A 26,764-nucleotide genomic window follows, 5' to 3' on the forward strand; every position below is an offset into this window, starting at 1 on the left:
GTGCTTCTTTCACGCGACGACCTGGACCCTAGACAAGTCCCATCGTTGCAGGTCAGGAGCACTCTCCGCGTTTCTGATCACCTACCGGACGCCCTGCCACGTGAAAGCGCGAGGCTAAGCAGGTGCGGGCTGTCCTGTAGCGGAGCGCGAGCATAGGCAACTGCAGCGGACCAGATGGCGAACGATCCCAAGGCGCAGTAGAGCAGTTGGTCCTGAAGGACGTTGAACAGGGGCGGATCCTCGGTGGCGGGCGGTACGCGGCACCCAACCGCCACTGTGAGGCCGCACAGCACTGCCACGCCGTAGCCGCCTCCGTAAGCGATTGCCATCGATGTCAGCGAGGCTGGCAGAGTCGCCGCCACCCGCCCGGACCAGATGCCGCTCAACGTCAGCCAGAGCACACTGCAGAAGACCGCTGCTCCGGCGACAGCCGCCAACGAGAGCGCACTCCGCGTCGTCTTGATCGCCTGCAGGACGGCCGTGCTCACGATGATCGACTCCGTCGTGAGCAGCCCGAGAAGGGTAGCCGCCACCACAGCAGCGCCGACATACCAGGACGTGAGTCCCTGGGCGGGGCGGAACGTCAATGCCAGTGCGGCGATCCAACTGATCGACCCCAGCAGGGCTAATGCGCTCGCCGACCGCGCGAGTCGGATTTTGTCATCCGATCCGGAGAATCGGGCGCGGGTATTGATGAGGAGTGCCGCGCTACAGGCACCCAATGCGACAATAACCATCACCCATGGGTGCCTGGCCCAGGGGAGTACCGACGTCGCGGCTTCGAAGCCGGCCGCCTTCGCCCCGGAGATAATGAAGGAGAAATAGGCGACCATCGCGCCGCAACCGAGTGCGAGTAGGGAGACTGCGCTTTGCGGTACATGAGGCTTCTTGTCCTTGGTTTCCGGCGTGAACGATGCCGCTCGCAAGTAGTAGGTCTCGATGGCAATGTACGGGTACTGGAGCAGGAGCGCGGCCAGCCCGAGCACGTACTTGGTGGCGGTGTTACTGAGAGTGCCGCTTCCAATCCACGGGGCCAGCACAGCCATCACGATGACGACGACGACCGGGATCCAGAGCTCGAGACCGGGCGGGCCCTTGGCGTGGCCCCACATAAGGATCAGACAGAGCAGGCTGATAGCAGCCGTTGCCAACAGCACCGTCAACTTCACGTGCGACGGGCCTTCGTCGAGAGTCAACGCTCCCATGAGCATCGCTGAACCGCAGACCGTAAATGCTTGCCATCGCCCCTCGCCAGAAAGCCGCATCGGCGAGAAGACGCCGAATATGAGCGTGGTAGCACAGAAGACCACGATGGCCGTGTGAGCCAGCACGCCTTTGTGGACTGAGAGGACGAATACGGAGAATCCTGCGGACCCGACCGTGGCCAGAAGGACGTCAGCGATGGGCATGCGTGCTCGGATGACTGTGCGGACCAGGACGGCTAGGGCAATCAATGCCAGAACCGTGCCCGCCAGGGACGCCAACGCTGCCTCCGTAATCCCATGCCCGACGCTGTCGTGGAACAGAAGCCAGACGTACGAGAAACCGACGGTCAAAAACAGGATCGGCGCTGATGTCCCGAACACCTCCACGGAGAACCGCGCATCCATCCGCTGCCGCTCGCGCCACCTGACCAAGACCGCGACGAGCGAGCCCGCCAGTGCGGCACATGCCAGGACAAGAAAGGCCGCGTGATACAGCCCGGCCCAGTTGAACACACCTGGCCTCGGGAGGGTCCAGTTGAGGCGAGGATGAGGATCCGCCAGCCATGCAAACTGGGTCGCGACACCAGCCGCCGCGGCACCGACGGCGGCACCGACGACCCATCGCCACTGCTTGACACCCGCGCCTCCAAGACGGGCCGCGGCCCACGCCAGTTCGCCGAGCAGAAGGGGCAGAAGTAGCCCGTCCCCCACGGTGGCGCTTCGGAAGTCCCATAGTCCAGGGAGGTGCGGCTTGTGGGAGGCGGCCAGCCAGAACATCAGCAAACCACCGAAACCAAGAATGAAGGTGGCCGTACCTACGCACAGCCCCAGGAGAAACGCACGTCCTGGCGGCACGGAATGAACGGGCCAACCTGGAGGCTGCGACAGCGATGCGGAAGGGGGCATCAATGGGTCCTCTCGAAATGGCTGACCGCGGCTCGGACGGAGATCTCGCTAGCCCGAGATTCCTAGATAAGTTGATCTCTGATGGCTCGTTGCAGGTCGCCGGGGCTCTTTGGGGTATGGCCTTAGTGCGCGATACGGAGAGGTCCAGTTCGAAGATATCCGACGGGGCGCGCAGTGGTCAGCGCTTCGGCGAAGTGCTGATGCCCGTTTCGTGATCATGTGAGTCCGAGGAGCTGGAGGGGTCGGCTCGGGTTTCGGGCGTTGTGGCGGAGCCCGGCGGCGATGTTGGTGATTCCTGCCAGCTTCAGGGCTCCGATGGCGAGGTTGCGCCAGGTGGCCATGGTGCGGGGTGCGTTGCCGGTCCGGAGCTGGGAGGCGTCCTCGGCGAAAGGTGGTGTCTCTCACGTGGTGCAGGGCCTCGATCTTCCAGTGGTCTCGGACCAGGGTGGCGAGCTGGGCAGGGATGGCCTGCTCTGCGGTGAGGCTGGTGACGGCGTAGACCGTCTTGATGGTGGTCTTGCCGGTCTTGCGGTCGGTGCGGCGGCGCTTGATTTGGATGGCCTGGCGGGCACCCGGGAAGAGCAGGTTGTTCACGGTGGCGACCTTGATGCGCCGGATCTCATCGCGGCCGTGGCCGGCGTTGCGGGTCCGTCCCTGGAGCGGGATCTCCCTCCAGGGAAGGGATTTGAGCTGGTTCCGCAGGTGCTTCTGGTTGCCCTTGACGATGACGATGTAGTGGGCGCCGCGCGTCAGGAGGTAGGTGGCGTGTTCGCGCTGGGGGTGCAGGGCGTCGGTGGTGACGACCGTCCCGGCGAGGTCGGCGACGGTGTACGACCAGGGCGTGTCGCACTCCGCGTGGATCGCGCGGGTCGGGGACCTGAGCGAGCTGTTCCAGCAGCGCCGGGCACCTCCTCAGGTGCCACGGCGTGATGCTCGCGTACACGCGGTCAGCGCGAGGACGAGCTGGTCAAGGGCATGCGGGATCAGCGATGATGCGTCGGCAGGCACGGTCTTCCAGGTAGATCACGGGGCGTCGAGAACTCCATGATCTTGGACGGCCGTGCCTGTCCTGCTACGGGGTAACCATCAGCTGGGAGACCGTCACGAACCGGACGCCTACCGACTACGCCGAAGCCCTGGGTCTCAGCCCGGGCAGACCAGCTGCCCGACAGGGGACCTCAAGCCGACGTCGGAAAGTCCGCGGGACGACAGCGGCGACGGCGCTGCCACTACAAAGGCCCTAGACCCGTGACGGGGCGCGGAGCCGAGCGGCTCGACCTCGACCCGTGGCGCGGGCCCGGCCATAGGGGCGGACCGCGTGACACCCAAGGCTGGACGTTCCTTCAGCTAACATGCCTGGCAGTCGCTGGTTTAGGGCCGGACTCCTGCGAAGCACCAGGAGTCCCGTTCATGCCCGAGCCGTTCGAGCTCCCAGACGACGTCAGCGCCCTGGACGACGAGCAGCTTGCCGACGCCCTTGCGGGCGCCGTCCAGGCCTTCGACGCCAAGGCCAAGTCCAGTCTCGTCACCCCTACCGACATCGAGGACCTGCGCGCCCTGGCCACCGCCGTGGAGGACATGCGCAAGGAGCAGCAGGAGCGCATCGATGCAGCCAAGCAAGCCGCAGCGGAGATCGAGCAGCTCGCCGCGCAGGTCCGGGGCGACGACCCAACCGCCACGGACCCCGAGGTGGAGGAGCCCCCGGCGCGGGAGACTGCGGCAGCCGAGCCGGAGACCGCCCCGGCGCCGCAGCAGGTCTCCGCGTCCTCCAGCCTCGTCAAGCGGATCAACCTGGCCTCGGTGCGCGCTTCGCAGCCGCGCGTGCTGCCCGAGCCGCCAGCCCCGGGCACGCAACTCACCGCCGCCGTGGACGTCCCCAGCTACACCCCGGGCGCTCCGCTGGACTTCGGGCAGGTTGTCACCGGCATCATCAGCCGCGCCAACGCGCTGAAGACCGCGGGCGGCGGCACCGGGCAGGTCATCTCCTACCGGCACCCGTTCCAGCAGGAGTTGATCGTCACCGACTCCAGCAGTGCGCCGGAGGGCACAACGGTGGCGATCGCCGCGCAGAATCAGGGGCGGCTTCCGTAGGGTGACCTCGTAGCTTCTGGCGGCTGGTGTGCGCCGTCGGAGACGCTGTATGACATCACCGGTGTGGCCTGCCCGGACATGCTGTGGGATGCCCCGGAGATCCAGCTTGCGCGCGGCGGCCTGCGCTACTACAAGCCGCTGTCCCTGGACGTCGGGTCCCTCACGTGGGTGCACACCGAAGTTGACGACATCTCCGGTGCCACGAAACCCTGTTTCAAGATCCCCTGCCCCGACCCGGTGGAGGTGCGCTGTGACGCCGTCGGTGTGTGCCTCGAAGCGGGCATTTTGACTCAGCGGCACTTCCCGGAGCTACTGAATTTGAATGCGTGATGTCGGGAAGCTTGCGGCTCGGCGATGAAGGGCCACTGCCCTTATAGATCGGCCCACGTGCGGGTTTCGGGTCCCTCCATCTGCCCGGCCATGGACACCGACATCCAGATCGGGCTGACGGGTCAGAAGCTGCTGCCGTTGTCGGTCGTTTAGGCTTTTACCCGGCGGGCGTGCGGTAGTTTGCCCGCCGTGATTGAACTTGGACCGGTCGCCTGGCTACCTGCCCCGATCAGGACCGAGCGGCTCGTGCTCCGCGAGTCCGAGGCTCGGGACCGTGCGGCGCTAATCGAGCTGTTCGCCTCGCCAGAGGTGGGCACCTACCTCGGAGGCCCTCGACCGCGTGATGAGCTGGAGGGCGCGGTGCCTGAGGTGCCCGGGCAACGCCCTGGCTTTTTTGTGGTCGAGCTCGACGGAGCGATGATCGGCATCGTCACGCTCGATCGGCGCGGCGCAGAGCGTCCGGGTCACGTCCGCCCGGAAGGCGGGGAGGCAGAGCTCGGCTACATGTTCCTGCTTCTTGCCTGCACGGGCATCGGGAGGCAGAGGAAGGGGATGCCGGCGCTCTCCCATGGAGGCGCCGGCATCCCGGTTTCAGGTCAGTTCGTCACGCGGAAGGTGGCGTCGCTGCGTGCTGTCGCGGTGGTGATCGGGTCGAGCCGGAGTTCGTAGGCGTAGTGGCGGATGTACCGGTCGGGGTGGTTGTACGACTGGAACGACGACCAGGTGGAGTCGGCGAGTCCGGCGCCTTGGCGGAAGGTGGCGTCGGCGGCGAACTGGCTGGTGCCGTCGTTGTAGGCGAGCTGGAAGTCGTAGTTGGAGTGCCGCAGGAAGTAGCCGGGGAAGTTCACCGACTCGAAGGAGACGGTGCCGGTGCCCGCGAGGCCGGTCCTGATCCGGAACTCGGAGTCCGGGCTGGTGCTGACGTTCTGGTCGATGCGCACGTCGAAGTTGGTGTGGCGCACGTACCGGTCCTGGTAGTTGTACGACTGGAGCCGGTTGATCGCGGTGTTGGGCCAGCGCGCGAGGACGCGGGCCTCCTCGGCGGCGGTCAGGTTCAGGATCCAGCCGTGGCGCTTCTTGGTGCCGCCCATGTTGTAGCTGCCCGACGCCTGCTTCTGGTAGGCGGCGGGGTTCGACGGGTCGGTCGTCAGGACCGGCATGTAGCCGCCGCCCGAGGCGTACTGGTCGAGGTAGAGCGCCCACTTGTTGGTGCCGTTGAACTTCATCCACATCGGGCCCTCGACCATGGACCCGGGCAGGCCGATGCCGGAGAGGTCGCCGAGCCTGGTCCAGGTCCCCAGGATCGAGTTGCTGCCTTCGATCGTGATCTGGCCGTCGCCGGAGGCCCGCACGTAGCGGTAGTTGCCGACGCCGGCCGGCATCTCGATGATCTGGGTGTCGATGATTTCCTGGGTGCCGGGGCGCTCGATGTAGCTCTGCGGCGTGGTGATGGTGCGGAAGTCGCTGGTGCGGGCGTAGAAGATGCGGTGCTTCGTCGCGCCGTTGAGGGGCACGTTCGTCGCCCAGTACAGCACGTAGTCGTTGCTGGCCGGGTCCCAGATCGCCTCCGGCGCCCACGCGTTGCGCCCGTCGGGGATGGCGCCGGCGACGTTCAGCAGCCATGGCTGTGACCAGGTGACCAGGTCCGTCGACTCCCACACCACAAGACTGCGGCTGCCGTCGTTGATGGACTGACTCCACGTCTGCCCGCAGCCGATGCACAGGTCGGTCGCGATGATCCAGTATTTGCTGCCATCAGGGGATCTCACGAATGCGGGGTCGCGCACACCCTTCGTGCCGACCGGGGAGCGCAGGACCATGCCTCCGCCGTTGAGGTCGTTCCAGTGCAGGCCGTCCGTGCTGTGCGAGAGGTACATCTGCTGATTGGTCGACCCATCCCCGGTGAAGTGCACCATCAGGTAGCCCGGGTCGGCGGCGGCGGCTCGCTGAGGGGTTGTCAGGGTTTGTGCTGTGAAGAGCAGGGCGACAGCGACGAATATCGCCGCCAGCCGGTTGAGAAGCACGGACATGTGCATTCCTGTCTTTCTGCGGGTGCCGTGGCGAGGTGAAAGACATCCTTGTTTCGCGCCGGGAGCGGGAGCGGAGGCGAGCCAAAAGGTTCCGCCGAGTACATGCCTGGTTCGAAATACCGGACATTGTTCGTGAAAATCAGCGAAAAGTTAGAGCTGAGCAAGAGTGGGTGTCAAGAGGGAGAAGCCAAGAGAAGCGGCATTGCCTCCGTCTGTCCTCACCGATGGGGTCGTCCGCAGGAGTCCTCCGCTCAGGAGACGCACCGGCGCGTCGCGTATAACGGAAAACACGGAACGGATGTGGGCGGGCGGCACCTGCGAAGCGACCCACGCAAATCCTCCGGATTCGCTCTGACACACTGTCGCCCTCGATACATCGGCAAGGCGACGGGACAGGTGGGGCGGGGTGCGCTCGAAGGACACGCAAGAACGGCCGGACGTCGCCGTCGTCATGGCAGCGCGGGCCGGGGACCGGCAGGCCTCGGAACAGCTGATACGGGACTGTCTGCCGTTGGTCTACAACATCGTCGGGCGGGCGCTGGACGGGCACAGCGACGTCGACGACGTGGTCCAGGAGACGATGATGCGGGTCCTGGACGGGTTGCCCGGACTGGAGCAACCGGATCGGTTCCGGTCCTGGCTCGTCGCCATCACCGTGCGACAGATCCATGACCGGTGGCGCAGAGGACGCACCTGGCTCACTGCGGAGCCCCTGGAGGAGAACGCCCACGAAACAGACCCGCAGGCCGACTTCTCCGACCTGGCGATTCTTCGGCTTGCGCTGTCGGGCCAGCGGCGTGAAGCGGTGGAGGCGACCCGCTGGCTGGAGGACGAGGAACGCGAGGTACTCGCGCTGTGGTGGATGGAGAGCGCCGGTGAACTGAGCCGCGGCGAGCTCGCGGCGGCCTGCGGCCTCACACCGCAGCATGCCGCGGTCCGAGTCCAGCGGGTCAAGGAACGGCTGGAGACGGCGCGCACCGTCGTACGAGCCCTGACGGCCTCGCCGCGCTGCCCGGACCTGGCCGCCGTGCTCGCCTCGTGGGACGGACGGCCGTCCGGGCTGTGGCGCAAGCGGCTGGCACGCCATGTCCGCGACTGTCCGCAGTGCCTGTTGAGTTCGTCCGACCTGATACCGGCGGAGGGGCTGCTGGCCAGCTTCGCGCTGGTGCCGGTGCCGGCTGGCCTGGCCGGCCTGGTACTGGCCAGGGCGCTGGGGGCGCGCTCGGCCGGGGCGACCGTCAGCGCGGGCACGCGTACAGCGAGCGGTGCAAGCCGTACGGCGCGGACGATCGGCAGGCTGGCCGCCAAGCCCGCGGCGGCGGCAGCCGCAAGTGCCGTCACGCTCGCCGCTGCCGGAGTGGCCTGGTACATGGCCACGGGATCGCACGAGCCGGCCCCGCGGCCCGACGTCGCGGCCCCGCTGTCGGCCGCCGCCTCGTCCGTGCCGCCGTCCCCGAGAAGGTCCGCCTCACGGACACCGACACGGACACGGACATCGACGCCGACAGCAGCCCCGGCGACGACGGCTGAGGCGCGGTTTTCGGGGCGGCATCTCCTACGGTCGGTCGACAGCCCCGGCGACTACGTGGGCCAGGCCGGCCGACTCGGCATCCTGGGCCCCGTCGGCGCCACCAGCTCCGCGGCCACCCGGCAGGCGGCCACCTTCACTTTCGTTCCCGGCCTGGCCGACCCCCGCTGCTACTCACTCAGGGACGCCATGGGCAGGTATCTGAGGCACTACGCCTTCCGCATCCGGCTGGACACCGACGACGGATCCGTCATTTTCCAGAAGGACGCCACCTTTTGCCCCCGCTCCGGTTCCACGGCCGGTTCGGTCTCCCTGGAGTCGTACAACTACCCCGGCCGCTACCTCCGCCACCGGGACGACCTCCAGCTGTGGCTCGACCCTGCCGAGAACACGGCCGCGTACCGGGCCAGCCGCTCCTTCGTCCTCGTGGCGCCCTGGACCTGACACTGAACGGCCTTGGTCGGAAACTCGCGTGACGTCGGGTCAGGCCGACGAGGACGCGCCGGGTGTCCTCTCGGCCATGCCGTAACCCTGTTGCCGTGCGAAATGGGGCCGATTGGCCGCGCCGGAAGGAAATTGTTCGACCTATCGGGCATTGTTCGTAAAGTATTGACGTTGACTCGCGGCTCAATTCACGCTCACGCAGCGCGATGTCATACGGGCGGCACGTCAGCACCTCGGCCGAGATCTCGGGGCCCCTCCTCAGTGATGTCTTCAACACCTTCCGCGCCGACAGTTTCTTCAGGGCGGTCAGCCCCTGGGCCTGACCGACTTCCCCTGCACGGCGGGAGGGACCCGCAGGGCCGTGCCGTGAGGGTCACCACGGCCCGGTCAGGGGGGGTGGTGAGGTACGTCGGCAGTCGCCGGGCGGCCGAGCTGATGCCGTCGTCGCGCCCTTCATCAACCCGTGCCCCTTGGCCTCGGTCCGGTCGTGGCACCGTCGTCGGCCGACGTGGTCGTCGCCGGCACCGCCTGCTCCTCCGCTCGGGCGGCACGGGCACAAGCAAAGACGCTCGGCCACAAGACGCCTTCTGGGCGGCGTCGCCACGACGCTGCTCCCGCTGACCGTCATGGCGGCGTCTCCACAGCGACGGTGACGCCTGCCTCGCCGCCACCCCCACCCTTACCGTCGACCTGGGCACCACCACCGGGGCGTTCCGCGGCGGTGCCTCCGGGACCAACAACTGACCGAACAGATGGCTCTCCACGCACATGGATGAGTTGCGATAACAGCGGCAGAAGCTCCGTCAGCACATTGCGGGCGGAGCCTCTGCGCGGGGGAAGGGGAACGGGACGGACGCTGCGGCAGCTGACATCGTCCATCCGGGACGCGTTCGGGGAAACGTTCCTCGTGAGGTGTCGGGCCGAACTCCCGGTCATGTTGCTCTCGCCTGCACGTATGCGCCCGGAAACGTAGCTGGTGAGCGTGCCGGCAGCGGCAGCGGCGGGGGACGGTGACCTGCACCCCGGCCTGCCGAGGCCGGCGGCTGTTCCACCGCGGTGTCCCCTTCGGTCTGCGGTGGCGGGCTCCGCAGCAGCTCCCGCGGGTAGGCTTGCCTGATCAGGCAAAGCCGGCGGGGACGAGGCATGGGCGGGGTCGAGAAGACGCGGGGCGGCGGGGCCGAGCGGGCGACCTCGCGGGATGTCGCCCGGCTTGCCGGGGTGTCGCACACGGCCGTGTCCTTCGTCTTCAACGGGCGTGCCCAGGGCAACCTCTCCGCCGAGACACAGGAGAAGATCCGCAAGGCGGCCGAACAGCTCGGCTACCGGCCGAACGCGGTCGCCCGTGGCCTGCGCCGGCGTCGCACCGCCGTGATCGGCCTGGTCACGGACGAGATCGCCACCTCGCCGTTCGCCGGGCGGCTGCTGCGCGGGGCCATGGACATGGCGTGGAGCAGTGAGCACCTGGTGCTCACCGTCGACTCCGGGCAGGACCCGGTCGCCGAGGACGCGGCTGTCGCCGAGCTGCTCGACCGCAGGGTCGACGGGATCATCTACGCCGCGCTGTCGTTGCGCCGCGCCCGAGTCCCGGAAGGGCTGCACCGCACGTTCGCCGTGTTCGCCAACTGTCTCCCCGAGGACGGCTCCCTCCCGGCCGTCATCCCCGCCGAGCGGGCCGGTGGCCGCAGCGCCGCGCGCGTCCTGCTCGACGCGGGCCACCGCCGTGTCGCCCTGGTGGGCGGTCTGGACGACATCGCGACCGCGGAACGGCTGCGCGGCTTCCGGGACGCACTGCGGACGGTGGGGCTGACCGCCGAGAAGGACCGGATCGTACGGACGGGAGGGGAGATCTCCGCCGGGTACCAGGGCGCGCTGCGGCTGCTGGACGGTGTGCCCGCCCACCGGCGGCCCACGGGGATCGTCTGTTACAACGACCGGGTCGCCGCGGGCGTCCTGCACGCCGCCGCGCGCCTGGGCCTCGACGTGCCCGCCGAGCTGTCCGTCGTCGGCTATGACGACCAGGAACACATGGCGGCTTTCCTCAGCCCGCCCCTCACCACGGTCGCTCTGCCTCATCGCGCGATGGGAGAGACGGCCGTCCGCCTGCTCCTGGACGCCATCGACAGCGGGACCGCGCCGCCGGTCACCACCCGGCGGCTGGAGTGCCCCGTCGTCACGCGAGGTTCAGTGGGACCAGCTCCCAGCCCGTGACCTCGACGTCCGCCCCCGGCACGGTCAGCTCCGCGATGTCGTCGTCCCGTCGGTACACCCGTTCCGTGGCCGTCGCCCGGTCACCCGCGAACAGTTCCAGCAGGGAGCCGTCCACGAGGATCCGTACGGTGAGGGTCTCGCCCGGCGGGGTCGACAGGACCAGGGGGGCCGTGCCGTCCGGGCGGGAGCGTGGCCAGGCCGTGCGGTCCAGGGTCACCGTGCCGGACGCCGGGTCGAGTCGCACGGTCAGTTCGGCCCCGGACGCGGCCCGCAGCAGACTCACGGTCGCCGCCGAACGGGCGGTCACCAGCAGGTCGTACGCGAGGGGGAGTGGCCGGTGCGGTCCTGGTGCGGCCGTGAACGGGACGGCCGCTCGCAGGAGTTCGAGTTCCGGAGCCGGTACGACCCGTAGCGTGCCGTCCTCGTGGGTGTCCATCACCCGGGGTGCCGTGAGGACGCCGGACCAGCCCGCGCGGTCCACCTCCTCGGGCGGGCGTGACTCCCAGGACCAGCCCCAGAGCAGGGCGCGGCCGGACTCCGTGTCCTGGAGGACGGAAGGGGCGTAGAAGTCACGGCCGAGGTCCAGCGGGCCGCCGCCCGTACCGGCCGCGAACCTCGGTCCGCCGTCCGCCCGCTCCACCAGACGGCCCGTGAGGTACGCGGTGCTCAGCGGGTCGCCGTCCCACAGGGCCACCGCCAGCACCCAGTCGCCCCCGGGGGTCGCCCACAACTGAGGGCACTCCCAGCCGATCGCCCGCTTGCCGAAGGCGCGGGCCGCCGCCGGGTCCCGGCCGTCCAGCAGGACCCCGGCGAACCGCCAGTCGTACAGGTCCTCACAGTCGTACACGAGGACGGACGGGGTGCCGTCGGCGTGGCCGGCGCCCATCAGCGCCCAGCGGCGCCCGGCGAAGCGGAAGACGAAAGGGTCCCGGAACATCGTCACGTCCAGACCGGGTGGTGGGCCGGAGACCACCGGCACCGGCAGTTGCTTCCACTTCAGCAGGCCCTCGTCCTCGGCCACGGCGAGACAGATCGCGCTCAGGCCCTGGTGGGCGTGGTCGATCCCGGAGTACACCGCTGTCGGTACACCCCCGTCGTCCACCACGCAGCCGGACCAGCAGCCCGCCTCGTCCGGGCCGTCGGGCGTGGGGCGCAGGGCGATCCCGTGGTCGTCCCAGTGAGCGAGGTCGGGACTGGAGGCGTGGCCCCAGTGAACGTTCGTGTGCACGGGGGCGTCGGGGTTGTGCTGGTAGAAGAGGTGGTATCGATCGCCCCAGCGGAACGGGCCGTTCGGGTCGTTCATCCAGTTGGCCGGTGGGCGGACCCTGAAACGCGGGCTGTTGGCGTCGGCCGGCCGGCTCACGGAACTCAACGATTGACTCCTGCGGATGTGATGCCCTCGCGCAGAGGGCGCTGGCCGACCACGAACACGATGACGGCGGGGATCATGGAAAGGACGACTCCGGCGAGGACGACGGAGATCGAGCCGGTGCCGAGGTTGCCCTGGAGGGAGACCAGGCCCAGGGGCAGCGTGAGGTTCTCGGTGGAGGTTTCGAGGATCAGCGGCCGGAAGAACTCGTTCCAGTGGTAGTTGAAGGCCAGCACGCCGACGATGGCGAGACCGGGGGCCGCCAAGGGGGCGTACACCGACCGGAAGACGCGCCACGGACCCGCGCCGTCGATCATCGCCGCCTCGCCCAGGTCCTTCGGCATGCCCAGGAAGTACTGGCGCATCAGGAAGGTGCCGAAGGCCGTCGGGAAGGCCGGGACGATGAGGCCGAGCAGGGTGTCGGTCAGACCCATCGTCTTCAGTTCCAGGAAGACCGGGACCATCGTGACCTGCAAGGGCACCATCATCGTGGCCAGGACCAGCGCGAACAGCGGCTTCTTGAAGCGGAATTCGAGGCGGGCGAAGGCATAGCCCGCCAGGCCCGCGGTGATCATCTGGCCGGCCGCGATCAGCGCGGTCACCAGGGCGGAGTTCAGTGCATACAGCCACACGTCGATCTGGTCGAAGACCCCGCGGTAGGCGTCGACGGTGGGGTCCGTGGGGATGATCTTCGGCGGCAGGTCGAAGGACTCCGCCGGCGTGCGCAGTGACGTCGACACCGTCCAGATGACCGGGCCGAGCGTCAACAGGGCACACAGCGCCAGGCCTGCGATCCGGCCCCAGGGCGCCAGGCGGTGCCGTGCGCGTGACGGGGTGGGGCTCGTGCGGGGACCCGGCATCGCACCCGATGCCGATCCCGATGCCGAACCCGAGAGGGTACTCGTGCTCATCTGACTCACCCGGCTCACTGGTAGTGGACGTAACGCCGGCTGAGCCGGAACTGGAGTGCGGTGACCGCCATGATCAGGGCGAAGAGCAGGACGCCCACGGCGGACGCCTCGCCGAAGCGGAGCTGCTCGAAGGCGGTCTCGTAGATGACCATCACGACCGTGCGTGTCGAGTCGCCCGGACCGCCCGCTGTAAGGACATACGGCTGCTCGAAGACCTGGAGGGCGTTGATGATGCCGACCACGGACGCCACCAGCAGCGTGGGCGACAGCAGCGGCAGGGTGATGGCGAGGTGTTTGCGCACCCCGCTCGCGCCGTCCAGTGAAGCCGCCTCGTGCACCTCTTTCGGGATGTTGTTCAGGCCGCCGACGAACAGCAGGAACGAGAAGCCGAACTGCTGCCAGACGTACGCCAGGACCACGGCCGCCATCGCCCCGTTCTCCGAGGTCAGCCAGGGGACCGAGGGGATACCGACCGTGCCGAGGAGCCAGTTAACGGGGCCGAAGTCCTGGTTGAACAGGTACTTCATCACGACCGAGATGGACGCGGCGGACAGCACCAGCGGGAAGAAGAACGCCGAACGGAACACGGACCGCAGCCACTTGGGCATCCGGCCGTTCACCGCGATCGCCAGCACGAGCGCGATCAGCAACTGGAGTGCGACCGCGAGCACCATGAAGACGAGCGTGTTGCGGAAGGAGACGAGGACCGTCGAATCGGTCAGGATCTCCCGGTAGTTGGCCGCCCCGGCCCACCGCGGGTCGTCGATCACGTCCCACTGGAAGAGGCTGAGGACGACTGAGCCGGCGATCGGTACGACCGTGAAGACGACGATGCCGACGACGGTGGGCGCGAGGAACAGTACGGCGAGGAGGCGGGTGCCCCGGGTGCGGATGGTGGTGGCGGCCGTGGACTCGGACGCCTTACGGGTCTGACCGGTCCTGCGGTTCCTGCGGGTGCGGGCGGGCTCCGGACCTACGGGCCTGATCTCGGTGTTCGTCACACTTCACGCTCCATGGCCTTCTCCAGGTCCCCCTGCAGCCGGCGCAGCGCGGGACGCACCGCGCCGGGGCTGGCAAGGGCGGTTCCGGTGTGCTTGATCAGCAGCTGCTCGACCTCGTTGACCTGCGGCGGGGCCGGGATCGGGCCGGTGGTGGGGATCTTGTCGAGGGTGTCGTAGAAGACCTGCCAGTGGGCCGGGCCGGTCTCCCGGTAGCGGGCCTCGTCGACCATGGAGCGGCGGGCCGGAGTGGTCTGGTTGGCCGCGAAGAGCTGGGTCATCACGTCCTTGCGGGCGGTGTACTTGATGAACTCCCAGGCCTCGTCCCGCAACTTCGACGTGCGCAGCATCGCGTACCCGGCGGCGCCGAACTGGTGACGCCGGGTACGGCGGCGCGGGAAGTACCGCACGTCGTAATCGGCCGGTTTCATGCCCGCCTCATGCAGGCCGCCCGCCCAGAAGCCGCCCGCGGGCGTGACACCGACGCGGCCGGTGGAGAAGACGCCGACGAGGTTGCGGCCGTCGCCGCCCTCCGGTCGGGTGCACAGGTCCTCCTGGATGAGGGAGGAGAGATAGTCGTAGACCTCCGCGACGCGGTCGGAGTCGGCCAGGGGTGTCGTCCACCGGTAGCCGCCGCCCCGGCCGCGCCGCTGTGCCTCGGGATAGAAGGAGTTCCAGAGCCAGTCGCCGCCGGGGGCCTTGGACTCGGTGAGGAGGTTGGTGCCGTTGGCGAAGAGCCAGGGGACCACTCCGCCCCACAGCCGGTTGGTCCAGAAGTACGGGGTGAACCGGTCGCCGTTGCTGCGTTTCATCGCTCGCAGCAGCGTGGTGAAGTCGTCGTGGGTCCAGTCGTCGTCGGGGAGGTCGGCACCCGCGCGTTCGAGGACCCGGCTGTTGAGGTACATGTCGGCCGCGTTGAACTCGACCGGCAGCTGGTAGAGGCTCCCCTCGTACATCATCGACTCGACCAGCGAGGGATGGACGTCGGCGAAGTACGAGCGCAGCTCGGCCGCGTCCCGCTTGGCCCACCTGTCCAGCGGTACGCCGAGCCGCTGGGCGAAGAGCTGCACGCCCTCGGTGGCGACGTACACGAGGTCGGGTGCCGTGCCCGCGGCGATCTGGGTGAGGATCTTGGAGAAGAAGTCCGACCAGTCGTAGGCCTGTACGGGGTTGATGCGGATCCTGATGTCGGGGTGGACCTCGCGGAAGCCGTCGCGCAGGGCGCGCTGCGCCTCGGGGTTGAAGGCGGAGCCCAGGGTGGCGATGACGAGCGAGCCGTCGTCGCGGCCGGGGATGTCGGCGGCGGTGAGGCGGTCCCATTCGGCCGCGACACCGGCGAGAGCGGCGGCTCCGGCGCCGTACGCGCCGTAGCGCATCAGGGCCCGTCGGGAGAGGAGCGAGTCGGTCATCGGCGAGCCTAACTCGTGTTAGCCGAAGGGTGATCCCACGATGATGAGAACCCTGCCGCGGCCCTGTCAAGGGATGTGCGCGGATGGGGAGTTGCGAACGGACCGAGTGCGTGAGGGCTTGACCTTTAACGAGTTAGGTATACGGTTCCGGTCCACATGAGCCGTGTCCCGACGACGACGTCGGGGAAGGGAGCCGCACGATGCGTGGCATGAAGAGGAGTCCGCTCGGCCCGGGGGAGACACTGTCCAGGCGGTCGCTGCTGACGGCCTCGGCCGTCGGCGCCGCCGGTGTTCTGCTGCCGGACCTCGTGGGGCTGGCGGTGGCGGTGCCCCGTGAGGCGACGGCCGCGTGCTCGGGCAGCTACCGCGCCGCGTACCACTTCACGGTCCCCGACCAGTGGATGAACGACCCGCAGCGCCCGATCTGGATCGACGGCGAGTACCACTGCTACTACCTCTACAACCCCGACTACTCGACGGGCGGCACGACGGCCGGCACGGCCTGGCGCCTGGCCACCAGCACCGACCTCGTCTCCTTCACCGACCGGGGCATCGCCGTGCCGAAGGACACGACGCCCAACGGCGATGTCTGGTCCGGCTCGGCGGTGGTCGACACGGACGGCACGGCGGGCTTCGGCGCGGGCGCCGTGATCGTCCTCGCCACCATGGCGCCCGACGACGTCACCCAGGCCCAGTACCTGTACTACTCGACGGACGACGGCCGCACCTTCACGAACCACGGCACCGCTCCGGTCCTCCCCAACCCCGGGGTACGGGACTTCCGCGACCCCAAGGTGATCCGTGACGAGGAGCGCGGGCGGTGGGTGATGGTGCTCGCCGAGAACGACAAGGTCGGCTTCTACCACTCCGCCGACCTCAAGGCGTGGACGTACGTCGGCGGCTTCGTCAAGGGTGGCATCGGCGTCCTGGAGTGCCCCGACCTGTTCCGGATCAGGGCGGACGACGGGACCTGGAAGTGGGTTCTGGGCGTCAGCGCCAACGGCAAGGGCTCCGGACTGCCGAGCACGTTCGCGTACTGGACGGGTTCCTTCGACGGTACGACCTTCACCGCGGACGCGTCCGATCCCCAGTGGCTGGATCACGGCTGGGACTGGTACGCGGCGGTCACTTTCGACAAACGTGACGCGAGCGGGGTCCTGGACCCTGACGCGCGGTATGCGATCGGCTGGATGAACCACTGGGACTACGCGAACACCACGCCCACCATCGAGTGCGACGGCTTCAACGGCACCGACTCGATCGTCCGCGAGGTGCGCCTGAAGCACGCGTCGGGTACGTATTACCTGGCGTCCCAGCCGGTGGCGGCCCTGGACGACCATGTGTCGCGCACGGTGGACCTCGGCGACATCGCGGTCGACGGCATCCTGCCGCTCGACTACACCGGTACCGCGTACGAGCTGACCTGTGAGATCACCTGGGACCAACTGGTGGGCGCCGGCCTGCAGTTGCGGCGGTCGTCGGACGGCGGGCGGCACATCGACGCGGGGGTCTACGGCGACTACGCCTTCGTCAACCGCGGTTACACCGTGAGCCCCGACGCCTCCGGCCGCTGGCAGGAGAGCCGCACGCCGTTCGACCGGTCCGCCGGCACGGTCCGCCTGCGGATCCTCGTCGACCGCACGTCCGTCGAGATGTTCGTCGGCGACGGCCGGTACGTGCACTCGACCGAGGCCTTTCCCGACCCGTCCGACACCGCACTGGCGCTGTTCACGATCGACGGGCAGGCGGTGTTCCGGAACGTGGTGATCCGGGAGTTCGCCGTCTGATCCGACGGGGAGGTGGCCGGGGCGGGCCGAGAGGCTGTCGACGACCGGAGCGCCAGGTCTCTTCAGCGGTCGAAGTGCGGTCGGCGTCGGGGGGTGCTGTGAAGCCGGTACGGCGGTTGACCCCGCCGGTGAGGAACGCCGTGAGGATGTGGGCACCGAACTGGGGCAGTATGCGCCAGCTGGTGTCCAGGGCGTTCACGTGCTGAACGTTGTTGCTTCGCGGCGTTCATGAACAGCCCCAGGAGCCTGACCGTCAGCAGTGTCCGCCGGGCCCGCGAGCCTCGGCCGCGACGAGGGTGGGCGCCCACGTGGTCTACGCCCACGCCGCGTAGACCGCCGGGCGCGGCCAGCTGTGGGTGAGGAGCACAAGGGGCTGCTACGGGTGCCGGTCGCCGACCGCGGGATCGCCCAGCAGATCCTCCAGGCCGGCCGACATCCCGGCCAGGAGATCACGCCGCGGGTCGATGAGCCACTGGAGTTGGAGGCCGTCCCACATCGCGACAAGGGCCGCCGCGATCAGCTCGGGATGCCTCCGGTTCGAGATACGACCCAGCTCCTGGTCCCTGCGCACCGCGGTCGTGAAAGCGGTGACGACCCGCTCGTACCTGTCACGGAACCACTCGTGCGCCGGGTGGTCGGGAGCCGAGGCCTCCGCGGCCATCAAGGCGAGGAGCCGCAGCATCTCCTGCCTTTCCAGGTTGCGGCGGACGTACCGCAGGACCGCGTAGGCCACACCCTTTCCCCGGCTGTCGGCCTCGAAGGAGTCGATGCTCGCGGAGTCCGCGTTCTCGAGGACGGCCACGAGGAGCGCGCTCTTGCTCGGAAAGTGGTGCACGACGCTGGTCAGGCTGAGGTCGAGCTGCTTGGCGATCTCCCTCAGGGACCCTCCACGGTAACCGCGAGCCGCGAACACGGCGGTCGCCGAGGCGACGATCTCGGCCCTGCGCTGTGCGCTCTTGGCGTACGGGCCTCGGCGAGTGGCCGGACGGGCCGCCGTCTTCTCGGTCATACCCCCAACCCTAAGCGGGCGGTGCGGGGCAGTGTCCGGCCGATAATCCGCCAACATCACCCTGACTGAAAGTGTGGCACCTGTTCGGTTTTCGCTGTACGGTCTCGCTGACCCACACCACGACGTGCGGTAGGGCCGCTCACGCATCCACCGGGTGGAGAGGAGACGGACAAGGATGTCCACCTCGCATATGTCGAAAGCGATCATCGGCGGTCTGGCCGCCACACTGGTTCTGGCCGGTTGCGGCCGGTCCGACACACAAGGCAGTGGGGGCGCCAAGGGCGCTCCCATCAGCGACTCACCTGCCAAGGGCGAGATCAACGTTTGGGCCATGGGTACCGAGGGTGAGCGCCTGCCCGAGTTGGCCGCGCGCTTCCGGAAGGCCAATCCGGACGCGAAGGTGAAGGTCACGGCCATCCCGTGGCAGGACTACGCCAAGAAGGTCGAAACGGCGATCGCCTCCCAGGACACGCCGGACGCCACGCTCGTCGGATCCGCCGACCTGACGAACTTCGCCTCGACGGGCGGGCTCGAGCAGGTGCCGGCCGGTCTCGTCGACACCTCGTCCTTCTACCGAGGCGCCGCTCAGAGCACCACGTACGACGGGGGCACGTACGGCGTCCCCTGGTACGTGGACACCCGCGTCCTGTTCTACCGCAAGGACCTGGCACAGGCAGCCGGAGTCTCCGCGCCGAAGACCTGGAAGGAGTACGGCCCGTTCCTCAAGGCCCTCCAGAAGCAGGGAGCGAAGTGGGGACTGGCGCTGCCCACCGGCGTGGCGGCGAGTTGGCAGAGCGTGCTGCCCTTCATGTGGGAGGCCGGCGCGCATCTCATGAACGAGGACAACACCAAGTTCGCCTTCGACACACCCGAGGCGCTCAAGGGGCTGGAGTACTACGAGTCGTTCTTCACGTCGAAGACCTCGACCCGCAACGGGACGGTGAGTCTGGGGGAGATCGAGCCGCAGTTCGTCGCCGGTTCCACCGCGGCACTCATCTCGGGCCCCTGGGAAACGGCACTGCTGAAGGGGGCGGGCGGAGCGGATTTCGTCAAGGACAAGGTGGGGGTCGCCACGCTCCCCAAGGGGCCGACGTCCAACGCCAGCTTCATCGGGGGAGGGCACTGGGCGGTGTTCAAGAACGCGAAGAACCGCGACGGTGCCTGGAAGTTCATCCGGTGGCTCTCCCGGCCCGACGTCCAGCAGGACTGGTACGAACAGTCCGGAGACCTTCCCGCCGTGCAGGCGGCCTGGAATGAGGGGAAGCTCACGTCGGACCCGACGCTGGCCGTCTTCCGATCCCAGCTCCGGACCGCGCTGCCCGGCCCGACCGTCACCACGTGGAAGCAGGTCGCAGCGGTCCTCGATGCCGAGATCGAGAAGGTGGCCAAGGGGGTCTCGTCACCGAAGGCCGCCCTGGAACGGATCCAGGCGAAAGCGTCCGCGATCGGAACGGGGCAGCCCCGATGACCACGGCCACCTCCCTGAAACCCGCACGCGAGGTGTCTTCCACCCGGCAGCCGACTCAGCGGTCCAGGCGCGGTTCCGGACACCTGCGGCGCACAGTGGTCGCCTGGGCCTTCTGCTCACCCTTCGTCCTGCTGTTCGGCACGTTCGGCATCTGGCCGGTCTTCTCGTCACTGTCGATGAGCGTCACCGACATCACCAGCAGGGACGTGCGGACGCCCTTCAGCGTCACCTTCGTCGGCCTGGAGAACTACACCGCGCTCTTCGACGATCCCACCTTCGTCCGCGCCGCTTTGAACACGCTCTACTTCGTCGCGGTGGGCATACCCCTGACGATGCTGCTCTCCCTCGCCGTCGCCGTCGCGCTCAACTCCGGGATCCAGCGGGCGAAGGGCTTCTTCCGGGTCGCCTACTTCGCCCCGGTCGTGACGAGCATCGTGGCGGTGGCGGTCGTGTGGAGGTACCTCTACAAGTCCGACGGAATGATCAACTCGCTCCTGTCCGTGGTGGGAATCTCCGGGCCGGACTGGCTGAACGATCCCGACTGGTCCATGCCCGCCCTCATACTGATGGCCGTCTGGCGGCACTTCGGCATCCCCATGGTGATCTTCCTGGCGGGCCTGCAGTCGATACCGCCCGAACTGCACGAGGCGGCCGTCGTGGACGGCGCGTCCCGCTGGCGGGCCTTCCGCAGCGTGACCTTGCCGCTGCTGCGGCCCACCACGCTGGTGGTCGCCATCCTGCTCAGCATCAGCTACCTCCAGTTCTTCGAGGAACCGTTCGTCATGACGAGCGGCGGCCCCTTGGACAGCACGACGTCGATCAGCTACTACGCCTACCAGCAATTCGGCTTCGGGAACTACGGAGTGGCATCGGCCGCGTCCTATGTGCTGGTCACCGCGATCGCCCTGCTGAGCCTTCTTCAGTTCCGCATCTTCCGAGCGAGGGCCTGACATGACCGCCACCGCCACAACGACGGGACCAGCCTTCCGGGACCGGCGCCCGTCCCGGCGAGTCCCCACCGCTCGTCTCGTTCTCTACGGCGCCCTCGTGCTCGGACTGCTCGCGACGCTGGCGCCCTTCGCCTGGATGTTCCTCGGCTCGGTGAAACCGACGGGCGAGATCGTCGCCCATCCGAGTTCCTGGCTTCCCCGGACCCCGACCCTCGCCAACTTCGAACAACTGCTGTCCAAGCAGAACTTCGGACTGTACTTCCTGAACAGCACAGTCGTCGCCGTGGCCTGTGTGCTGGGAAACCTGCTGTTCTGCTCGATGGCCGGATACGCCTTCGCGAAGATCGAGTTCGCGGGGAAACGTCTGCTCTTCGGCCTCGTCCTCACCATGCTGATCATCCCCGGCGTCACCACCTTCGTCCCGCTGTTCGTGCTCGTCAGCAACATGGGACTGGGCAACTCCTACCTCGGGCTCATCCTGCCCTTCCTCGTGACACCGTTCGGCGTGTTCATCATGCGGCAGTTCATCCGGGACATCCCGGACGCCCTCGTCGAGGCGGCGCGCCTCGACGGTGCGGGCGAGGCCCGGATCTTCCTCAGGGTGATCCTGCCGTTGACACGGCCGGCGCTGGCGACACTGGCGATCCTCACCTTCCTCGCGCAGTGGAACAACTTCCTGTGGCCGCTCGTCATCGCGCAGACCGAGGACCACTACACGCTGCCCGTCGCCCTCGCCCTCTTCTCCACGGGAGCCAACGGCACCAACTACGGCCTGCTGCTGGCCGGGGCGGTCACGGTCGTCACACCGATCATCCTGCTCTTCCTCGCCCTGCAACGGCATTTCATCCAGGGCATCGCCAACACCGGCATCAAGTAGACCGGGCCGCCCCCCGCCCTGGGTGCCCTTCGTCCCCGTCCTTTCGACCGCCGCGTCGACAGACGCACACGGAACAGGAGAACCAGCCATGCTTCGTCCCCAGGACGGCCCCACTCGTGAACGCCGCTCTCTCGGCGGCCTGTGGAGCTTCCGCCTGGACGCGGAGGGTGCCGGCCGTGCCGAGGGGTGGTGGCGCTCGCAGCTCGCGGGCGCCGTGGACATCCCTGTGCCGGCCAGCTACAACGACATCTTCCCGGACACGACCGTCCGTGACCATGTCGGCGACGTCTGGTACCAGACACAGGTATGGGTTCCCGCTGGGTGGGCGGGGCAACGGACGGTACTCCGCTTCGACTCCGCGACGCATCGCGCCACGGCCTGGGTCAACGATGTCGAGGTCGTTCGGCACGAAGGCGGCTACACCCCCTTCGAGGCCGACGTCACGGCGCACCTGCGGCCCGGTGCCGAGAACCGTGTCACCGTCGTCGTCAACAACGAGCTGACCTGGGAGTCGATACCCCCCGGCCGAGTGGAGGAACGCGAGGACGGCCGCCGGGTGCAGCGCTACTTCCACGACTTCTTCAACTACGCGGGACTGCACCGGCCCGTGTGGCTCTACACCACGCCCCTTGTCCACATCACCGACATCACCGTGACCACCTGCCTGGAGGACACGACCGGCCTCGTGGCCTATCGCGTGGACAGCACCGCACAAGCCGAAGAGCACGTCGTACGTGTCGCGCTGCGCGACGCCTCCGGGGCCGAGGTCCAGGCCGCCACCGGAGCGGTGGGGACCCTCAGGATCGCCGACGTGCACCCCTGGGCGCCCGGGGACGGCTACCTGTACGAACTCGAGGCCACGGTGTGGAGCACCTCCGGCGACCTCGTCGACAGTTACCGGCAGTCCGTGGGCGTGCGCACGGTGGAGGTACGGGGCAAGGAATTCCTGATCAACGGAATCCCCTTCTACTTCAAGGGCTTCGGCAAACACGAGGACGCCGCCGTGCGCGGCAGGGCGCACGACGACACCCTGATGGTGCATGACTTCGCCCTGCTGGACTGGACCGGCGCGAACTCGTTCCGCACCTCGCACTACCCCTACGCCGAGGAGGTGCTGGACTACGCGGACCGACAGGGTGTGGTGGTCATCGACGAGACGGCGGCCGTCGGCCTGAACCTGAACATCGCGGGAGGTGTCTTCGGCTCCGGCCGGAAGGTGTCCACGTTCTCGCCCGACACCGTGGGTGAGAGCACACTTCGCACGCACCTGCAGGCGGTGAGGGAGCTCGTGGAGCGCGACAAGAACCATCCGAGTGTCGTGCTGTGGTCCATCGCCAACGAGCCGGACAACGTCCAGCCAGAGGCGCGCGACTACTTCGCGCCTCTGGCTGCCGAGGCACGCCGGCTGGATCCCTCACGGCCCGTCGCCTACGTCAACGCGCTGATGGGGAAACCGGACGAGTGCGTGGTCACCGACCTGTTCGACGTCGTGCTTCTCAACCGTTACTACGGCTGGTACTTCGGCCCCGACGACCTGGCGGCGGCCGAGACGGAGCTGGAGGCGGAACTGCGGCAGTGGGCCGAGAACGACAAGCCCATCGTCATCACCGAGTACGGATCGGACGCCTACCCCGGACTGCGCGGCGTCGTACCCAGCCCGTGGACCGAGGAGTACCAGACCGAACTGCTCGACGTGTATCACCGGGTGTTCGACCGTGTCGACGCGGTCGTCGGCGAGCAGGTCTGGAACTTCGCCGACTTCGCCACCGCGCCCGGTGTCTTCCGTGTCGACGGCAACAAGAAGGGCGTATTCACCCGCGAACGTCGCCCGAAGAGCGCGGCGTTCAGTCTGCGCGCCCGCTGGCGGAAGGCCGACTCCGACTCAACGGACTGACGACGCGGTTGACTCATCGCATTCAGAGCATGATGAGCAGACGTGTCTCCGGCTTGAGTTTCCTGTTCACCGAACGACTCTGCACGTACACCTCCAACCTGGGGTTGTTCCCCGCTTTCACGGAGACGGTCCCCTGGACATCCGTACCGAACAAAAGGCTGCGTGCCGCGTCGCCGGTATAGGCGCGGTCGGTGTCCTTTTCGACCACGATGACTTCCTTGTTCTGCTGAACCTGAGCCCGGGCGCCCAGCTGGTAGTAACAGGAGCCTCGTTCGTACGTCACGCCCGGATGCGAGTTGACGAAGGAGCGAATCTCGACCTCCTTGTCGACTTTCAGGAGCCGGTATTTGTCGGCCGGAATCGGTTCGAGGTTCGCCCGCACGTCGTCGACCGATATGTCCTGGCCGACGGCGAAAAGGTTCTTCGTGCCGCGCACCCCCTGCTCTCGTCCGCGGAGGAAGCTGGTGGCGGCAGCGCGCACGGTGCCGATCGCCTCCTCGACGCCCTTCTGGGAGTCCGCATCCCAGATGGCGATGTTGCCGGCCGGGAAACCGTAGTTCTGGGCGGTGCGCTTGGCCAGGGAGTTCGGCACGAGGATCGCGGAGGTCCAGTGGCCCGGAAGCCCGCGCATCTTCGCCGTGATCTTGTCGAGCCAGGGGCCGAGGATGGTCATGTCCCCGTCGTGCCGCCTGTCGCCGCCGGAGGCGTTCTCCTCACCGTCCGTGACGACGATCTGGAGGAAGCTGTGCTCGCCATATTCCTCCCAGATATGGCCCAGGTCGTCCAGGGACTTCAGAGAGGCCTCGATGAGGGCCGTAGCGCCATTGTTGACCTGGTACAGCCCCCGCATGGACGGCAGATGCTTCACGTCCATGTCCCAGACCAGGTTCTCCACCTTGTGATCGAAGGAATAGAGGCTGATCCGTGTCTCGTGGCCGAGGCTGTCCGACTCCGCCTTCAGCCCCGCCACGAACTCGTCCACCACCTGAATGAGCTGACTTTGGTGCGGACGCATCGAACCCGAACAGTCCACCACCAGCGCGACGTGATTCACCTTGTGCTGGATCTTGTTTGCGGACACGTTTGTGTTCCCCCTCCGAGGCTCCCCGAATGATGTCTTCATTTTATGAGGAGGCACTGACAACAGCGCTGACGCGAACCAGCGCTTCGTGTCGTTCGAGGACAAGGCGTGCCGTAGCGGCCATGGCCTCGTCGACCATCTCGCCTCGGAACACGACCGCGCCCGTCCCCTCCCGCTGTGCCGCCTCGACCGCCGCGATCAGCTCTGCGCAGCGGGCGACTTCGTCGGGACCGGGAGAGAACACGTCGTTGATCACGGGGACATGGGAGGGGTGGATCGCCATCATCCCTTCGTAGCCGAGGGAGCGGTTCTGTTCGGCGAATGAGCGCAGCCCCGGCAGATCGGTGATGCGCGTCCACAATCCGCTGACCGGGTGCGGTACTCCGGCTGCCCTGGCGTCCAGCAGGACGCGGGAGCGCAGAGACAGCGTTTCGGTTCCCTCGGGGCTCCAGCGGTAGCCGACGGCGCGTTCCACGTCGCCTCCGGGGGCGGTGAGTGCGCCCAAGTAGGCGATGCGTGAGGCGGCTCGGGCGATGTCGTAGGCCTCGCGCAGGCCACAGGCCGTCTCCAGCAGGGGCACCAGAGCGACCCGCCCCGGCGGCAGGCCCTGTTCCTGTTCGCACCAGCCCAGCAGCCGGTCGGCAAGCCTCACGTCCTGGGCTGAGCGGACCTTGGGGAGCACGATGCCGGCGAGCCCGGGCCGTACGACCGCCCGCAGTTCCTCGGCACCCGCCCAGCCCTCCAGCGGGTTGACACGGACGAAGAGGGCCATCCGTCCCGCCTGACCGGACGTCTCGGTGGCGGCCTGCGCGAGGGCGTCGGCCACCTGCGCCCGGGCGGCGAGCTTGCCGGCGGCGGGCACCGCGTCCTCCAGGTCGAGGATCGCCGCGTCGGCGCCCGCGGCCCGGGCCTTGGGCAACCAGCCGGTTCTGTTGCCGGGGACGAAGAGGAGGCAGCGCAGCGGGGGCCGGTCGACCGCTGCCGCGTCCACCTCGGCGAGCCTCTCCGAAGGCTCCTCAGATGACATCGCTCTTCTCCAGGTGAGCCAGTTCCTCCGCACTGAGTCCGAGCCACTGTCCGTAGACGAGGTGGTTGTCCTGCCCGAGGGCGGGCCCGGTCCGCCAGACCCGGCCGGGCCGCTGCCGGAAGTGCGGGATCACCGCCTGCATACGCACCGGACCGAGGTCGGGGTCGTCGACGGTGACGATGTCCTCGCGTTCGGCGTACACGGGGTCGGCGGCGATGTCCGCGGCGTCGAACACCCGTGAGGCCACGACTTCGGCACGGGCGAACTCCTCCAGGCACTGGCCGGTGCCGCGCTCCGCCACCCAGTTCCGCAGGCCCTCGTCCAACTCTCCACGCCGGGCGTGCTGTTGCCGCGCTGTGGCGAAGTCCTTCTCGGGGAGTCCCAGCAGACAGGCGATGTTGCGAACCGAGCGCAGCGTCGCGGAGGTCACCGTGATCCACTCGCCGTCACGGGAGCGGTAAGTGTTGATCACGGCCGCGGGGGCGACCGCCAGCTGGTTGCCGGAGCGTTCGGGAACGTGGCCCAACTGGTCGTGGACGATGACCTGCCACTCGACGAGACGGAACAGGGACTCGAAGAGAGCGAGGTCGATCCACTCGCCGTCGAAATCGGGGTCGTTGTCACGGCGGTGCAGGGCGGCGAGGACGGCGTAGGCGCCCATCAGGCCGGTCACGGCGTCGCCGTGGGAGAAGCCGGTGTGGACGGGCGGGCCGTCGGGAAACCCGGTCAGGTGGACGACTCCGCTGCGCGCCTCCCCCATCTTGCCGAAGCCCGGGGCGTCCGCCTGCGACGAGGTGGCGCCGAATCCGGAGATCTGCAGCAGTACGGCCCGGGGGTTGATCCGGTGCACGGAGTCCCAGTCGAGTCCCCAGCTGCGCAGGCGTCCGGCGCGCAGGGTGACGATGACGACGTCCGCCCATGCGACGAGTCGGCGGGCGACAGTCCGGCCGGCCTCGTGGTGCAGATCGAGGGTGACCGAGCGCTTGTTGCGGCCGGCGACCTTGAACCACAGGGCGACACCATCTCGTTGGGGCCCCATGGCGCGGGCCGCGTCTCCGGCTCCGGGGGGTTCCACGTGGACGACGTCGGCCCCTTGGTCGGCGAGCATCGAGCCCGCCAGCGGCCCGGCCACCACATGGGCGAACTCGACCACTTTCAGCCCGCGCAACTGCCCGTGTCCGCTGGTGTTCCGCTGGTCCTCCGACACCTGTGTGCTCCCTCGCCCTGCTGTCCGGGTCTTCA

The 26,764-nt window shown here is 68.2% G+C and carries 18 protein-coding genes and 2 pseudogenes; 9 read left to right on the top strand and 11 right to left on the bottom strand.

Features of this window, described 5'->3' with window-relative positions:
* Positions 1-77: 77 nt before the first annotated feature.
* Positions 78-2,111, bottom strand: a complete 2,034-nt coding sequence (locus OG841_RS31605; protein ID WP_371567458.1) for a hypothetical protein — start codon at positions 2,109-2,111, stop codon at positions 78-80.
* Between the two features lie 48 nt (positions 2,112-2,159).
* Positions 2,160-2,972: an ISAs1 family transposase gene (locus OG841_RS31610; protein WP_371570878.1), complete on the bottom strand. Its 813-nt coding sequence runs from the start codon at positions 2,970-2,972 to the stop codon at positions 2,160-2,162.
* Between the two features lie 549 nt (positions 2,973-3,521).
* On the opposite strand from OG841_RS31610, the pseudogene OG841_RS31615 reads away from it, so the two are divergent.
* Together OG841_RS31615 and OG841_RS31620 are read left to right on the top strand one after the other, a co-directional pair.
* Positions 3,522-4,532 (top strand): annotated as a pseudogene (locus tag OG841_RS31615) (major capsid protein).
* A gap of 189 nt (positions 4,533-4,721) precedes the next feature.
* Positions 4,722-5,104: pseudogene (locus OG841_RS31620) on the top strand (GNAT family N-acetyltransferase); the annotation flags it as partial.
* A 24-nt stretch (positions 5,105-5,128) separates the two neighbouring features.
* Here OG841_RS31620 and OG841_RS31625 read toward each other — a convergent pair.
* Positions 5,129-6,562, bottom strand: a complete 1,434-nt coding sequence (locus OG841_RS31625; RefSeq protein WP_371567460.1) for a glycoside hydrolase family 43 protein — start codon at positions 6,560-6,562, stop codon at positions 5,129-5,131.
* Positions 6,563-6,968: 406 nt separating this feature from the next.
* Between OG841_RS31625 and OG841_RS31630 the strand changes: the two genes are divergently transcribed.
* Together OG841_RS31630 and OG841_RS31635 are read left to right on the top strand one after the other, a co-directional pair.
* Complete coding sequence (locus OG841_RS31630; RefSeq protein WP_371567462.1) at positions 6,969-8,534, top strand: sigma-70 family RNA polymerase sigma factor; 1,566 nt, start codon at positions 6,969-6,971, stop codon at positions 8,532-8,534.
* A 1,143-nt stretch (positions 8,535-9,677) separates the two neighbouring features.
* Complete coding sequence (locus tag OG841_RS31635) at positions 9,678-10,742, top strand: LacI family DNA-binding transcriptional regulator (protein ID WP_328638271.1); 1,065 nt, start codon at positions 9,678-9,680, stop codon at positions 10,740-10,742.
* Here the strand turns inward: OG841_RS31635 and OG841_RS31640 are convergent.
* From OG841_RS31640 to OG841_RS31655, 4 genes are all read right to left on the bottom strand, one after another.
* Complete coding sequence (locus OG841_RS31640; RefSeq protein WP_371570881.1) at positions 10,705-12,105, bottom strand: glycoside hydrolase family 32 protein; 1,401 nt, start codon at positions 12,103-12,105, stop codon at positions 10,705-10,707. The genes OG841_RS31635 and OG841_RS31640 overlap by 38 nt on opposite strands.
* A 5-nt stretch (positions 12,106-12,110) precedes the next feature.
* Positions 12,111-12,971 (bottom strand): carbohydrate ABC transporter permease, encoded by an 861-nt coding sequence (locus OG841_RS31645; RefSeq protein WP_365117564.1) that lies wholly within the window; start codon positions 12,969-12,971, stop codon positions 12,111-12,113.
* Positions 12,972-13,036: 65 nt separating this feature from the next.
* The gene (locus OG841_RS31650) at positions 13,037-14,023 is read right to left on the bottom strand and encodes a carbohydrate ABC transporter permease (protein ID WP_328638270.1); all 987 of its coding nucleotides are present in this window, start codon (positions 14,021-14,023) and stop codon (positions 13,037-13,039) included.
* Entirely contained in the window at positions 14,020-15,429 is a 1,410-nt protein-coding gene (locus OG841_RS31655) for an ABC transporter substrate-binding protein (RefSeq protein WP_328638269.1), read from the bottom strand. The genes OG841_RS31650 and OG841_RS31655 overlap by 4 nt, the downstream gene beginning before the upstream one ends.
* 209 nt (positions 15,430-15,638) lie before the next feature.
* On the opposite strand from OG841_RS31655, the gene OG841_RS31660 reads away from it, so the two are divergent.
* Positions 15,639-17,216 carry a glycoside hydrolase family 32 protein gene (locus OG841_RS31660; RefSeq protein WP_371567464.1) on the top strand — a complete coding sequence of 526 codons (1,578 nt, stop codon included), beginning with the start codon at positions 15,639-15,641 and terminating at the stop codon, positions 17,214-17,216.
* 376 nt (positions 17,217-17,592) lie between these two features.
* Here OG841_RS31660 and OG841_RS31665 read toward each other — a convergent pair whose 3' ends face one another.
* The gene (locus tag OG841_RS31665) at positions 17,593-18,225 is read right to left on the bottom strand and encodes a TetR/AcrR family transcriptional regulator (protein WP_328638267.1); all 633 of its coding nucleotides are present in this window, start codon (positions 18,223-18,225) and stop codon (positions 17,593-17,595) included.
* A 175-nt stretch (positions 18,226-18,400) separates the two neighbouring features.
* Between OG841_RS31665 and OG841_RS31670 the strand changes: the two genes are divergently transcribed.
* From OG841_RS31670 to uidA, 4 genes are all read left to right on the top strand, one after another.
* Positions 18,401-19,693, top strand: a complete 1,293-nt coding sequence (locus OG841_RS31670; RefSeq protein ID WP_371567466.1) for a sugar ABC transporter substrate-binding protein — start codon at positions 18,401-18,403, stop codon at positions 19,691-19,693.
* A complete protein-coding gene (locus OG841_RS31675; protein ID WP_371567467.1) occupies positions 19,690-20,643 on the top strand; it encodes a carbohydrate ABC transporter permease in 954 nt (317 codons plus the stop codon). The genes OG841_RS31670 and OG841_RS31675 overlap by 4 nt, the downstream gene beginning before the upstream one ends.
* A 1-nt stretch (position 20,644) precedes the next feature.
* The gene (locus tag OG841_RS31680; RefSeq protein ID WP_371567469.1) at positions 20,645-21,520 is read left to right on the top strand and encodes a carbohydrate ABC transporter permease; all 876 of its coding nucleotides are present in this window, start codon (positions 20,645-20,647) and stop codon (positions 21,518-21,520) included.
* Positions 21,521-21,608: 88 nt separating this feature from the next.
* The gene (uidA, locus tag OG841_RS31685) at positions 21,609-23,414 is read left to right on the top strand and encodes a beta-glucuronidase (protein WP_328638263.1); all 1,806 of its coding nucleotides are present in this window, start codon (positions 21,609-21,611) and stop codon (positions 23,412-23,414) included.
* 22 nt (positions 23,415-23,436) lie between these two features.
* Here the strand turns inward: uidA and OG841_RS31690 are convergent, their stop codons facing one another.
* The 3 genes from OG841_RS31690 to OG841_RS31700 are packed head-to-tail and all read right to left on the bottom strand — an operon-like array spanning position 23,437 to position 26,729.
* Positions 23,437-24,495, bottom strand: a complete 1,059-nt coding sequence (locus OG841_RS31690; RefSeq protein WP_371567471.1) for a VWA domain-containing protein — start codon at positions 24,493-24,495, stop codon at positions 23,437-23,439.
* A 43-nt stretch (positions 24,496-24,538) separates the two neighbouring features.
* Positions 24,539-25,522, bottom strand: coding sequence for an HpcH/HpaI aldolase/citrate lyase family protein (locus OG841_RS31695; RefSeq protein WP_328638262.1), 984 nt, complete (start codon positions 25,520-25,522; stop codon positions 24,539-24,541).
* Positions 25,512-26,729, bottom strand: a complete 1,218-nt coding sequence (locus OG841_RS31700) for a CaiB/BaiF CoA transferase family protein (protein WP_328638261.1) — start codon at positions 26,727-26,729, stop codon at positions 25,512-25,514. Before OG841_RS31700 ends, OG841_RS31695 begins: the two co-directional genes overlap by 11 nt.
* Positions 26,730-26,764 lie beyond the last annotated feature (35 nt).

The sequence above is a fragment of the Streptomyces canus genome, assembly GCF_041435015.1.
GTDB classification, from domain to species: domain Bacteria; phylum Actinomycetota; class Actinomycetes; order Streptomycetales; family Streptomycetaceae; genus Streptomyces; species Streptomyces canus_G.